Annotated in this window: 12 protein-coding genes and 1 pseudogene; 7 read left to right on the forward strand and 6 right to left on the reverse strand. The window is 42.6% G+C overall.

The genetic code is table 11. The features are described from left to right. Nucleotides 1–186: 186 nt before the first annotated feature. Nucleotides 187–1,596 (reverse strand): diaminopimelate decarboxylase, encoded by a 1,410-nt coding sequence (gene lysA, locus V7L05_RS10725; RefSeq protein WP_335164140.1) that lies wholly within the window; start codon nucleotides 1,594–1,596, stop codon nucleotides 187–189. A 92-nt stretch (nucleotides 1,597–1,688) separates the two neighbouring features. Between lysA and rimI the strand changes: the two genes are divergently transcribed. Both rimI and V7L05_RS10735 read left to right on the forward strand, forming a co-directional pair. Further along, on the forward strand, nucleotides 1,689–2,240 hold the full coding sequence (rimI, locus tag V7L05_RS10730; RefSeq protein WP_335164141.1) for a ribosomal protein S18-alanine N-acetyltransferase: 552 nt from the start codon (nucleotides 1,689–1,691) through the stop codon (nucleotides 2,238–2,240). A gap of 522 nt (nucleotides 2,241–2,762) precedes the next feature. After that, a complete protein-coding gene (locus V7L05_RS10735) occupies nucleotides 2,763–5,231 on the forward strand; it encodes an ATP-dependent Clp protease ATP-binding subunit (RefSeq protein ID WP_335164142.1) in 2,469 nt (822 codons plus the stop codon). A 96-nt stretch (nucleotides 5,232–5,327) separates the two neighbouring features. Here the strand turns inward: V7L05_RS10735 and V7L05_RS10740 are convergent, their stop codons facing one another. Then, nucleotides 5,328–6,392 carry an ATP-binding protein gene (locus tag V7L05_RS10740; RefSeq protein WP_335164143.1) on the reverse strand — a complete coding sequence of 355 codons (1,065 nt, stop codon included), beginning with the start codon at nucleotides 6,390–6,392 and terminating at the stop codon, nucleotides 5,328–5,330. A gap of 13 nt (nucleotides 6,393–6,405) precedes the next feature. Then, nucleotides 6,406–6,684: an AlbA family DNA-binding domain-containing protein gene (locus V7L05_RS10745; RefSeq protein WP_335164150.1), complete on the reverse strand. Its 279-nt coding sequence runs from the start codon at nucleotides 6,682–6,684 to the stop codon at nucleotides 6,406–6,408. Between the two features lie 225 nt (nucleotides 6,685–6,909). Between V7L05_RS10745 and V7L05_RS10750 the strand changes: the two genes are divergently transcribed. From V7L05_RS10750 to V7L05_RS10765, 4 genes and pseudogenes are all read left to right on the forward strand, one after another. Beyond that, the gene (locus tag V7L05_RS10750; RefSeq protein ID WP_335164144.1) at nucleotides 6,910–7,101 is read left to right on the forward strand and encodes a DUF6888 family protein; all 192 of its coding nucleotides are present in this window, start codon (nucleotides 6,910–6,912) and stop codon (nucleotides 7,099–7,101) included. Continuing rightward, nucleotides 7,098–7,649 (forward strand): DUF6887 family protein, encoded by a 552-nt coding sequence (locus V7L05_RS10755; RefSeq protein ID WP_335164145.1) that lies wholly within the window; start codon nucleotides 7,098–7,100, stop codon nucleotides 7,647–7,649. Before V7L05_RS10750 ends, V7L05_RS10755 begins: the two co-directional genes overlap by 4 nt. A 176-nt stretch (nucleotides 7,650–7,825) precedes the next feature. After that, nucleotides 7,826–8,096 (forward strand): annotated as a pseudogene (locus V7L05_RS10760) (hypothetical protein). Between the two features lie 86 nt (nucleotides 8,097–8,182). Then, complete coding sequence (locus V7L05_RS10765) at nucleotides 8,183–8,734, forward strand: Uma2 family endonuclease (RefSeq protein WP_335164151.1); 552 nt, start codon at nucleotides 8,183–8,185, stop codon at nucleotides 8,732–8,734. 396 nt (nucleotides 8,735–9,130) lie between these two features. Here the strand turns inward: V7L05_RS10765 and V7L05_RS10770 are convergent, their stop codons facing one another. The 3 genes from V7L05_RS10770 to ssuD all read right to left on the reverse strand — a co-directional run bounded on the left by V7L05_RS10770 (nucleotide 9,131) and on the right by ssuD (nucleotide 12,136). Next, complete coding sequence (locus tag V7L05_RS10770) at nucleotides 9,131–9,901, reverse strand: ATP-binding cassette domain-containing protein (RefSeq protein ID WP_335164146.1); 771 nt, start codon at nucleotides 9,899–9,901, stop codon at nucleotides 9,131–9,133. A gap of 140 nt (nucleotides 9,902–10,041) precedes the next feature. Further along, nucleotides 10,042–10,869: an aliphatic sulfonate ABC transporter permease SsuC gene (gene ssuC / locus V7L05_RS10775; RefSeq protein WP_335164147.1), complete on the reverse strand. Its 828-nt coding sequence runs from the start codon at nucleotides 10,867–10,869 to the stop codon at nucleotides 10,042–10,044. 97 nt (nucleotides 10,870–10,966) lie between these two features. Further along, nucleotides 10,967–12,136: an FMNH2-dependent alkanesulfonate monooxygenase gene (gene ssuD / locus V7L05_RS10780; protein ID WP_335164148.1), complete on the reverse strand. Its 1,170-nt coding sequence runs from the start codon at nucleotides 12,134–12,136 to the stop codon at nucleotides 10,967–10,969. Nucleotides 12,137–12,473: 337 nt separating this feature from the next. Between ssuD and V7L05_RS10785 the strand changes: the two genes are divergently transcribed. Beyond that, nucleotides 12,474–13,052: an IS630 family transposase gene (locus V7L05_RS10785; RefSeq protein WP_335164152.1), complete on the forward strand. Its 579-nt coding sequence runs from the start codon at nucleotides 12,474–12,476 to the stop codon at nucleotides 13,050–13,052. The last annotated feature ends 65 nt before the right edge of the window (nucleotides 13,053–13,117 follow it).

A 13,117-nucleotide genomic window follows, 5' to 3' on the forward strand; every position in this document is an offset into this window, starting at 1 on the left:
CTTGCTTTAACGGGGGGAACCCCCCTCCGGGTGATGCCTCCGGCACGCCAAGGGCGAACGCCAGTCGCCTACGGCGGGAAACCCTTTCGGCAGTTCCTCATGGGGGAGACCCCCTCTGAGCGACTGCCTCACTACAGCGCTGGACTCACCGCAACGCAGTGGCTCCCAAGGACTAATGACTAATGACTATATTTTTAGTCTTTCTGGTAGGCGATCTTGTCTAATTAAGTCTTGATAAGTTTCACGTTGCAAAATTAAATTTGCTTCGCCATTCGCCACTACAACTGCTGCCGGTCGGGGCAAGCGGTTGTAGTTAGATGCCATACTGTAATTGTACGCACCAGTTCCCATAACTACCAGAATATCCCCTGGTTCAGTCTTTGGGAGTAGGGCATTTTTAATCAGAATATCTCCTGATTCACAATGTTTACCAGCAATTGTGACTGTTTGGGTTAAGGGAGAAGACATTTTATTGGCAATCACTGCCCGATAAACTGATTGGTAAGTAATCGGGCGGGGATTATCAGACATTCCTCCATCGATCGCTACATAGGTACGAATTTCTGGGATAACTTTCGATGAACCGACGGTGTAGGCAGTGACGCAAGCTGTAGCAATTAGCGATCGCCCCGGTTCACACAATAATTTTGGCAAAGGTAAATTTTCGGCTGCACAAGCTTCTTGGATCACTTCACAAATCGGTTTCACCCACTCTTCAATACTGGGGGGATCGTCTGATTCTATATACTTTATCCCTAAACCGCCACCAACATTTAACTCTGTCAAATTTAAACCATACTTTGCCGCTTCCCGCAACCACTGCACCATCAGAGCGGCTAAATCTCGATGCGGTTGGCGTTCAAAAATTTGGGAACCGATATGAGCATGTAACCCTACGCAGTTAAGGACAGACTGTTTGCTAACAAAAGTAAATAATTCCTCTAACTCATTTGGATCAAAGCCAAATTTACTATCTAGTTGCCCCGTGCGGATATATTCATGTGTGTGACATTCAATACCTGGGGTTAGACGCAACAGGAATCGAGGATGTACAGAGGAGGAATTTGCCCTCTCGACAATTTCTACCAAAGTGCGTAACTCGTGCCAGTTATCCACGACAATAGTGCAACCGACTTCAGTGGCAAAAATCAGTTCTTCACGAGATTTATTGTTGTTATGAAGATAGATTTTCTCAGGATTGACACCTGCTTGCAGCGCGGTGTAAAGTTCACCGCCTGATGCGACATCGATTCCTAAACCCTCAGAGGCAGCGATCGCACAAACTGCTAAACAATTCCAAGCTTTTGAGGCGTACAATACTTGAGATTCGCCCTTGTAGTATTGCTTAAAAGCATCTCGGTATTGCTGAGAAGCCGAACGCAGGGTTTCTTCATCTAAAATATATAAAGGTGAACCAAACTGCTCAACTAGGGTCGTGACATCACACCCACCAATTTCCAGGAGGTCATGATCATGAACTCTGGCAGTCAAGGGTAAAAGTTCTTGATTAGGCGATGGATTGGCGCTGGTGTCGTGCCTTTGAGGTAAATATTGACTTCCAGAATGTTGAACCCCAGTGGGGTGAGTCGATACCATAACTATAAAAGTTTTCCTTGTTCAAATTACGGGCTTTGAGTTCGTCTTCTGATTCCCAGTTTACAAATGGTTTGTAATCTTATTCAATAAATGTGATCTCATTAGACTTAGAAATTAAATTACTGACTCCAGAGCATCTGAGTGCATTGTTAGAACTTGATCAAGCCTGTTTTGGCAGATTATGGACAATGGAGGGCTACCAACGAGAGTTGGACAGTCCCAACAGCGATTTGCTGGGTTTATTTTCCCCTGTCTCTAATTCGAGACTGCTGGGAATGGGTTGCTTTTGGTCAATTTTAGAGGAAGCCCACATTACAATTTTGGCGGTTCATCCCCAATATCACCGTCAAGGTTTAGGACAGGCTTTATTATATTCACTCATTAAGACAGCTTGCGATCGCGGCTTAGAGCGAGCGACCCTAGAAGTCCGAGCTTCCAACTTGGGGGCTATATCTTTATATCAAAAATTTGGCTTCCAAACAGCTGGCCGGCGTAAGCGCTACTACCAAGATAATGATGAGGACGCGCTGATTCTTTGGCTCCCAAATTTACAATACCCCAAATTTCAAGCAACTTTAGACCAGTGGCACTCTATTATCAGCGATCGCCTGGACAAATCCTCTTGGCACTTGCTTTTTAAGTAGTTACGGATTATTAATCTGGAATTATCAAAAAGATGGGTCTAAAACCCCGTCATAAAGGACGGCTTTAAGTTTTGTGGCAATGAGTCTTTATCCCCGTTACAAAACTGTACTTCCGACTTCCGACTTCTTAATGGGGCTTTTAACCTTCAGCAAAAAAATGCAACTTTGCTGCATCTATTTATATTCAAATATCTTATCAAAAATATATTTTTCATGATAAAAACATATATAAAGTATTTTTTCTTGACATAAAAAAATACAAATGTTAAATATAAGTGTTTGGGATTGAGTAAAGAAACTCTCAATGTCAGCAGTCAGCTATTTGTAATAAATCCCAAAAAGGCTGGTGAACTAAAGCTCCTCAGTACACTAGCCAGATAAAAGTAGTCAATAGTTAACAATTAGCCCATCAACTCAAGTCATAGCTTCAGGATGTCTATAATCTGTTATACAGGCATCCAAAAGCTTTGCCTGTGCTAAAATCAGCATACCGGCACGACCGCAGATGATGGGATAAATGCCATGTTTGAGCGCTTCACAGAAAAAGCCATTAAGGTAATCATGCTGGCCCAAGAAGAGGCCCGCCGTTTAGGTCACAACTTTGTCGGAACCGAACAGATCCTCTTGGGTCTGATTGGCGAAGGCACTGGAGTAGCCGCCAAGGTGCTGAAATCAATGGGCGTCAATCTCAAAGATGCCCGAATTGAAGTTGAAAAAATTATCGGACGGGGATCAGGCTTTGTTGCCGTAGAAATTCCGTTTACCCCACGGGCAAAGCGAGTTCTAGAACTCTCCTTGGAAGAAGCACGCCAACTGGGGCATAACTACATTGGCACCGAGCATCTGCTGTTGGGCCTAATCCGCGAAGGGGAAGGCGTCGCAGCTAGGGTGCTAGAAAACCTCGGTGTGGATCTATCTAAGGTAAGAACCCAAGTCATCCGCATGTTGGGAGAAACTGCCGAAGTTTCACCAGGCGGTTCATCCGGGCGCACAAAAACCCCGACTCTGGATGAATTTGGCTCAAACCTAACCCAGATGGCAATGGACAATAAGCTCGATCCGGTGGTGGGACGCGCCAAGGAAATTGAGCGGGTGATTCAGATATTGGGTCGCCGGACTAAAAATAACCCAGTGCTGATTGGGGAACCAGGGGTTGGTAAGACAGCGATCGCTGAAGGTTTAGCTTCACGCATCGCCACTAAAGATATCCCTGATATCCTAGAAGATAAACGCGTCGTCACGCTGGACATTGGTTTGCTCGTAGCAGGCACCAAGTACCGGGGTGAATTTGAAGAACGGTTGAAAAAAATCATGGATGAAATCCGCTCTGCGGGTAATGTCATTCTCGTGATTGATGAGGTACACACCTTAATTGGTGCGGGTGCAGCAGAAGGTGCTATTGACGCAGCGAATATCCTCAAGCCAGCTTTGGCTAGGGGTGAGTTGCAGTGCATCGGTGCTACAACCCTAGATGAATACCGGAAGCACATCGAGCGAGATGCAGCACTAGAGCGGCGTTTCCAACCAGTAATGGTTGGCGAACCTACAGTTGATGAAACAATTGAAATTTTGTATGGTCTGCGCGAACGCTACGAACAACACCATAAACTGAAAATCTCTGACGAAGCATTGGTGGCGGCGGCGAAGTTGTCAGATCGTTATATTAGCGATCGCTTCCTGCCAGATAAAGCCATCGACTTAGTTGATGAAGCTGGTTCTAGGGTGCGTTTGATTAACTCCCAGCTGCCACCCGCAGCCAAAGAGTTAGACAAAGAGCTGCGTCAGATATTAAAAGAAAAAGATGATGCGGTGCGCTCTCAAGACTTTGACAAAGCTGGAGAATTGCGCGATCGCGAGATGGAAATTAAAGCCGAAATTCGCGCGATCGCTCAAAGCAAGACCAATGCAACTGGCACAGAAGGTGATGAACCTGTAGTTACAGAAGAAGACATTGCTCACATTGTCGCTTCCTGGACTGGGGTACCGGTGAGCAAACTCACCGAATCGGAATCTGAAAAGCTGCTGCACATGGAAGACACCTTGCATCAGCGTTTAATTGGTCAAGATGAAGCTGTGAGAGCAGTTTCACGGGCAATTCGTCGCGCTCGTGTTGGTTTAAAAAATCCCAATCGACCCATAGCTAGCTTTGTCTTCTCTGGTCCGACTGGCGTAGGTAAAACCGAGTTGGCGAAGTCCTTGGCTGCATACTTCTTCGGTTCCGAAGAAGCGATGATTCGCTTAGATATGTCCGAATACATGGAGCGTCACACCGTCAGCAAGCTGATTGGTTCACCTCCTGGTTATGTTGGTTATAACGAAGGTGGTCAGTTGACCGAAGCCGTGCGGCGGCGTCCTTACACCGTGGTGTTGTTCGACGAAATCGAAAAAGCACACCCCGATGTATTTAATATGCTGCTGCAAATTTTGGAAGATGGTCGGTTAACCGATGCCAAAGGTCGCACGGTAGACTTCAAGAACACCTTGCTGATTTTAACTTCCAATATTGGTTCTAAGGTAATTGAAAAAGGCGGTAGTGGTATCGGCTTTGAGTTCTCCGAAGATGCCACCGAGTCAACTTACAACCGAATTCGCTCTTTGGTGAACGAAGAACTCAAGCAGTACTTCCGTCCAGAGTTCCTCAACCGACTCGATGAAATTATCGTCTTCCGTCAGTTGAGCAAGCCGGAGGTAACACAAATCGCCGAAATTATGCTCAAGGAAGTATTTGGTCGTCTGACAGAAAAAGGTATCACCCTAGAAGTCACCGATCGCTTCAAGGATCGTTTGATTCAAGAAGGTTATAGTCCCAGCTACGGCGCAAGACCGTTACGTCGAGCGATTATGCGCCTGTTAGAAGATAGCCTAGCAGAAGAAATTCTGTCTGGTCGGATTAAAGATGGCGATACTGCGATCGTTGATGTCGATGAAAATGGCGTTGTGCAAGTTAGTTCTCAACAGCGTCGGGAATTGTTACCCCAAGGTGTTGAGTAAGATTTAGGGTTTGGGATTTAAATCTCAAATAGAAAATTAGCAAACGGTAGAAGCTTTTAGCTTCTACCGTTTTTTTGTCTTAGTTTAATAATTTGCTTATTGAACTTTACGCCAAGCGGAGGTAGCAGTTTTAGTTCCTGGTACTATTTCTATCAGCCCCTGATTTCTAAGCCTGTTAAACGCTGCCTTGATAGTACTTTCTGAGCTTACACTTGCAATATCTCGTGCGGTTCGGTTGTTTATAGTATCATGGTTATTCAAGTATTCCATAATTGCTGATTCAACGGAAGCAAGTTGTTCGTGTCGAATATAGATGATTACTGAGTTTTCCCTTTCTTCAATAATGGGAACTTTTAGCCTCAGCCGAGTCATCGCTTCAAAGGCTGTATTTAAACCCTCACCCACATCTTTATTGGGTGCTTCAGGAAATTTGTTAATAAGGCGGACAATCGTACCATTCCTTGCAAACTGCTCTTTCAAAATGTTGTCTATTGTAATGTGTCCCGGTAGATTACCCGGACTTTCAACTTCTACACGATTATCAAAGATACGAATTTGCACATCTTTCAAAATGCTATAGTCCCTATGAAGTACTGCATTAGTGATAATTTCGTGTAAAACTTCATCAGGATATTTGATATGGTTTAACTTTCCTGACTCTAATTTTGGGATTTCTTCAACTATCTCCTTAGTCTTCTTTACAGCTGCAATAATTTGCTCATACAAGCAGCCTTCAATAGTTATTGGCTCATCAGCCAGGTTCTCCCTTCGACCTTCTTCATTAGTAGTCTTATATCTATAGACTTTAACTCCACATCTTTTCGGTAGCAAGGCTTGTGGCTCTTCAGAGAAAAGAAGAATACCAGCAACAGTTGGTTTTTCATTAATAATCAACTGCTGTTTTTTTAACCACTGTTCTGGCTCTGCTGACGGTATAACGCGAAGCATAAAATTAAGAATAGGAGGAGAGTTTGTAATAACTTCTATATCAGTATTGACTGTAGCTGTCTCGAAAGAATCTATACCTTTGTCAAGCTTGAGCCGTGCAAGTTTGTCTTCTCTATCCTGCGGCAAATTTTGCGCTCCACGTCGCAAATATGGAACATTGTCCGAAGCTTTAACTATTTGTCGGGTTTTATTAATGTCTACTTGAAGAACCAACCCTATACAACCATCACACGACAAAGTTATAGTACTCACCTAGTGGGAATAGTTCCTGAAAAACTTGCAAATGAGCATTTCCATCTTCTTGATCAGCAAAGCCACGCCAAGTACGTTGATTTTTTCCATCAATTTTAGTTTCATCAATTCCAATATAAACTTCACCACCACTAGCATTTGCAAATGCAGATAGAGAGCGAGTTAGTTTCGCTGGCTTTATGTCTATTGATTTCAAGTCTAAAAAGTGGCTTTCCTCAGACGACAGAATTTGACTAACCTGCTTATAATTAATTTTTTAAACTTTAATTGACATAAAATACCTTTTTGCCTTCAAGATTTTTGCGCGAAAGTAAACCTTTGACAAATTTGTTAGGCAATCATGTCACAATACGTCAATCTAAACCAATTACCCTACCCAAAGACTTAAGATTGACTATGAAGGATGCGATCGCCTTTCGCAGGTGATTTTAGATATCATTTACCCCTATAATCAGTAGGTAAATCAAGTAAAGTCGATATGAAGCCCACAAACGAACAAACTCAGGGACTCTACAGGCTTTGTTATCGACTTACTAATGTCATTTACCCTGGATGGCCATACACAAGCATCGAACTTGTTAGGGTAGATGAACGTACTGGAAACTTATACGTACTTGCTGGCCAAAATCTGGACTTTGAGATTAAACCAACTGGAGGGTATGAACCATGACAGTAGCTAAGTATGAAGCGATGAATCTCAATCAACTACGTCGCTATGTTCTCACTCACCGGGAAGATGTTGCAGCTTTCTATGTGTATATCGATCGCTCAAAATCTGAAGGGCAAATGATCAGCATAGACTTGAATGATCAGAACTGGGAAGACAAAGTTAAAGAAGCAATTAAATATAGTTCCAATGCTATTCGCTGGTACTGTAATAATACACCAAAATATACTAAAGAAGCTCAGATAATTTCTGAATGGTGGAATCATTTAGATAATAAATTTGTTACCAAGCATCATCTTACTGGAATTGAAATTGATCAAGCAACTGGAATCTGGGAACCAATTCAAATTAACCCGCCAGTGCAAATACGCATCAGCGAACCAAGTTTAGAAATTGGTCAATCTACTACGTTGCTCAAATACAGAGGTCAAGATAACTCTATAAAACAAATAGAAGCCGTTGCTATTGACCTGGATATTGCAAAGCAAAACCTATTTGTTTGGCCGACTCAAGCAGCAGAGGTTTTTATTTTTTCAACAGAAGCTAATTAAAACTTCGCTGTACTCAAGTTTCTTATGCTACATCCGTCGGGATGGGAAAATTACTACTTATGAGCTTTCCGTGTTTTTCGGCGTGTTCATAATGTTACAGTTCTGGAATTTGTTCAGCGCACATCATTATATATTGAGATAGAATCAATACAAATCAAGAATTAAGGAGTAAGAGCGTGCAAGCCATACTTTTAAGCCGCGAAGAAGTTGGACGACGTGCGAAAGAATTATATGAAAATAGCATTCGTCAACAAGTGTAACGAGAAGAAAACATCGGTAAGATGGTGATTATTGATATAGAAACAGGGAAATATGCAGTTGATAAAATAGGTATAGAATCGGCGCGATCTTTACGTAATAAACACCCATTTGCTCGACTTTTTGGTATTCGTTGGTTACAAAGTTGCTGTTTCCTTCAGTAGTGAAATGGAGCGCGATTATCGGTGATTTCTGGTATTGTTAACAACGGACGCGCAACCGTTAATATCATATTTCGACTGCCCAATCAATCAGACTTTACTATTGAATTTATTATGAGTGTGATAGTTGCTAAGTGGACGATTGACGAATATCACCGCATGATTGACGCTGGCATTTTGAGCGATCGCAAAGTTGAACTACTCCAAGGAGAAATTGTCGAAATGTCGCCAGAAGGGGAACCCCATGCTTATAGTAGTGGTGAAGCTGGTGAGTATCTAGCAAAGTTATTGGCTGGACGCGCCAAAATTCGTCATGCTAAACCAATTACTCTACCCAACGACTCGGAACCTGAACCAGATATTGCCATTGTCCAACCTTTAGGACGCGAGTATCGAGAGCATCATCCCTATCCAGAAAATGTTTTCTGGTTGATTGAGTACGCTAGCTCTAGTTTAGAAAAAGATTTAGAAACAAAAAGCAAAATTTACGCACAAGCAGGTATTTTAGAATATTGGGTTGTTAATTTAAAAAAGTTACACCTGGTGGTGTTTCGAGAAATCTTAGATGGAGATTACGCGACAAAACTGACATTAACTGGGGGAACAATTCAACCGCTTGCATTCCCAGATGTTTTTGTTGTGGTGGAACAAATTATTAACAGCTAATACCATTTCTTTGTAAAACTGCGCCAAACCCTTTTAACTTCTTTCTTTCTTTCTTTCTTTCTTTCTTTCTTTCTTCGCGTCCAACTCTTGGAGACGCTCTGCGCGTTCGCGTCCTTCTCCCAAGGGGAGACGCTAACGCGAACGCGGTTCGTTTTTCTTCCTTGTACTTAAATATGGTTTAGCGCATCTTCATACAGAATTAGTATAAAGTAATTTACAGCCTTTTTTATCTATTAGACAAGGGCGGTGGAGTATTTCTGTACCTCACGTTGGCGTAGCCTCTCGTAGAGAATTTCATAAATCAGATAGGATTCTTATATTACTAATATTGAGTCTCGAAGTAGCCTATTTACCGCAGCTACCTCAAGCAATTAATCAATTAACCAAAGCTAAATCTCAACTACTCAACTGCAACACTTGGTTATTTGGCTGAGTAGCTTCATTGCTCATTACTCGTTGGAGAACTGCTTCTCTGATATTGACAAACACTTCACTACTTCTATCTCGCGGGCGTGAAAGTCTCACAGGCAAATCCAGAGAAATCTGTCCTTTTTCAATCACTATGACTCGGTCTGCCAACGCCACAGCCTCTTCCACATCATGAGTAACCAAAAACGCAGTAAATCTTCGCTCTTGCCACAAGTTCTCAATCAAACCCTGCATCTCTTGGCGAGTTAGAGCATCCAATGCTCCCAAAGGTTCATCTAGCAACAACAAACGGGGCTGGCTGACTAACGCTCTTGCTAATGATACCCGTTGCCGTTGTCCACCAGATAAGACATAAGGCCACTCATCAGCCCGATCTTTGAGTCCAACTTTATCAAGTGCCCACAAAGCTTTTTCACGCCAATTACCTTCCAAGCCCAACCCTACATTCTCAACAACGCGCTTCCACGGCAGCAAGCGGGGGTCTTGAAACATCACTGTTACGGAACGGCTGAGTCTACGCAGGGGTTCTCCATTCAGTAGTATTCCGCCTGAAGTTGCTTTATCTAATCCTGACACAAGACGCAATAAGGTACTCTTACCGCAACCACTACGTCCGACAATAGCGACAAACTCACCTGCTTCAACTTCTAAATTCAGCGAGTTTAAAACAGTTTTCTTACCAAAAGTCTTCGTCAAATCCAAAATACTTAGTTGTGTACCTTGTACATTTGAACTCACTTGCAAAACCTCCTTTTTTAGCACAATCGGGATTTAATTATTTGATCAGACGTTGAAGAAAGCAAATCACACTCAAAATGAATAGAAGTCAAAAGTTAAAATCAAAACTTTTCAACTTTTGACTTTGGTGATTTTGGCATTTATGACTTTTGATAATTGGGGTTCCAAGCCAAGAATTTTGTTTCTAATCCTCTGGCAACAGCATCTGCTAATTTACCCAGCAGTGCATAGATCACAATACTCAAGACCACAACATCAGTTTGCATAAACTCACGGGCATTCATTGCCATATAACCAAGTCCTGAATCTGCCGCGATCGTTTCTGCCACAATTAGTGTGAGCCACATAATCCCCAAGGAAAAACGGACACCAACGAGAATCGAAGACAAGGCTCCTGGAAAAATAATTTGCCACAGAAGTTGTGGTGTTTTCAATCCATAGACTTTTCCCATCTCAATCAATCCAGGGTCAACACTGCGGATGCCATGAAATGTATTGAGATATAAGGGGAAAAATACCCCCATAGATACTAGAAATAATCTAGCTTGATCCCCAATTCCAAACCAGAGAATCACTAGCGGAATTAATGCCAAATTAGGGATAGTGCGGAGCATTTGCAGGGAACTATCTAATAACTTCTCGGCTACAGGGGAAAAACCATTGAGCAATCCCAAGCCGAACCCAATGCTGCCACCAACTATAAAACCACATATCGCCCGCCCAGCACTAATTCCGATATTTTGAAACAATTCTCCAGTTGATCCTAGTTTAATCGCTGTAGCAATTACGCCACTAGGGGCTGGTAAAATTCTGGTTGAAAGTAAACCAGTTCTGGAAGCAAGTTCCCAAAGTATTAGCACTGAAACTGGGACAATCCAGGGAACTATTTTCTGGATTTGCGGGTTTTCTAACACCTCGCTCAGGGATATATTCTTGTTGCTTTTGGTGTGTTTAAAGGTAATAGTCACGTCGCTTCGCTCCGAATTCAAAATTCAAAATTCAAAATTCAAAATTAACAATCCCCATAAAGAAATTTACTTGCCCTGTATCATGAGTCTGTTTCGGTCATGAAGCACTCGTTAGTTGTTTAGCAAATTTTTCATTGGTGACGATTTCGCCAACAGGACTCAAGACTGGTAGCGTTAAAGATGCAGGTTCGCTCTGCAAAGGTAGACGTGGAAATAATAATTCAGCAGTGCGATACGCTTCTTCTAAATGGGGATATCCAGAAAAAACGAAAGTTTCTATACCTAAATTGCGATATTCCAGCATCCTAGCGGCAACTGTGTCGGGATCTCCAACTAGGGCCGTACCAGCACCACACCGCACCAATCCAATTCCTGTCCACAGGTTGGGGCTAATCTCTAAGGTTTTTCGACTACCACTATGTAGTTGACTCATGCGGCGCTGTCCTTCAGAATCAGAACTAGCCAAGTCTTTCTGAGCTTTGGCGTTAGCGAAGCTCGCCGAAGGCATCGCATCCTCATCCACATACTTAATTAGCTCATTGGCAGCATCCCAAGCAGCAGATTCAGTTTCTCGCACAATTACATGCAAGCGAATCCCAAAACGTACTGTTCTACCTTGTTCAGCCGCCAGTTGCCGAACTTCAGCAATCTTTTGGGCTACTTGCTGTGGAGGTTCACCCCAAGTCAGGTAAACATCAATGTGTTTAGCTGCAACCCGCTTGGCAGCAGTAGATGAACCACCAAACCACAAAGGTGGATAGGGTTTTTGAACTGGTGGAAATAAGAGCTTGCCGCCTTTGATATCGAGGTAGTTTCCTTTAAAACCCACTGTTTCCCCACTGACAATACCCCGCCAAACTGTGAGAAATTCATCGGTTAAATCATAGCGATCGTCATGACTAAGATGCAAACCATCCCCAGCGAGTTGCACCGGATCGCCACCTGTCACCACATTAATCAACAATCTTCCTTTAGAAATTCGGTCAAATGTTGCTGCCATCCGTGCGGCAGCACCTGGAGAAGTAATCCCTGGACGAATTGCCACAAGAAATTTCATCTGCTTGGTGACAGAGATCAAAGCGGCGGCGGTGATCCAAGCATCTTCACAAGAACTCCCTGTGGGTAACAATGCCCCTGTGTAGCCCAAATTATCTACAGCTTGGGCGATTTGCTGCAAATAATCAGGTGTGACTAGACGAGAGCCAATATCTGTGCCTAAATAGCGTCCGTCATGAGATCCAGTCGGAATAAACCAGAGAATTTCCATGTTTGTCAGGGTATGAGGGCTTAAATCTACGGTAATTAGACACAATTACCGTAGATTGTAATCAGCATTTTACAGGAAATTATTTAAAAAACGAGTATTGATTAACGATTCATAAAGAATAACTGGCTACAAAATTGACTTGATCGCAGATAATCGTATTAATCATGACACTTTTGCGGACAGAATGGCTGTCGTGAAGAATACAAATTTTGTCTAGGAACATATATTGTTGTAGGATGACCTCCACAACGACTGTGCTGGAATAAACTTTATCGTTAGCGAGAAATCTATGACTTAGCAGAGAGTTGGGATACAAGAAAAAAAACTCGGTATCATTCTGAATCGTCTAGAAGAACATCTAGCGCCCGGCAAGTGTGTTCGCTACCTGTGCCAGGATGAAACTAGGGTTGGACTCAAAACTCTTACAGGAAAAGTGATTACAGCTTCCGGAGTCAAGCCCACTGTTAAGGTGATATGGCCAAGAGATAACTTTTGGATTTATGGTGCAATTGAACCATTGACTGGGGATCATTTCCTTTATGAATATCCAAAACTAGATGGCGAATGTTTTCAACAGTTTTTGGACTGGCTATCTGTGCAATTAGGCTCGGATTATGCAATTTTACAGATTGACCAAGCGCCAGCTCATACAAGTTCAGCGATTAGCTGGCAAGAGTTTATTATTCCTCTATTTCAACCACCATCGGCTCCTGAACTCAATCCTATCGAAAGGCTTTGGCAAGCTCTCAAGAAACCTCTCAAAAATCAACTTTTCTCTTCTTTACAAGCTTTACGCGAACGCATCCAAGAGATATTCGACCAACTTACATTTGAGCAAGTAATTTCTGTCTCTTCTTATAACTTTATCCTAGAAGCTCTTTTATATCTGGAGTTTAGACTAAGCCATGCAAAATGACTCAGCAGGGCTGAGTTAATCAGAAACGTAGTGAAATTATGAATAATCTTGAATATTAAACAGCA

This window comes from Nostoc sp., assembly GCF_036917755.1.
In the GTDB taxonomy this organism is placed as follows: Bacteria; Cyanobacteriota; Cyanobacteriia; order Cyanobacteriales; family Nostocaceae; genus Nostoc.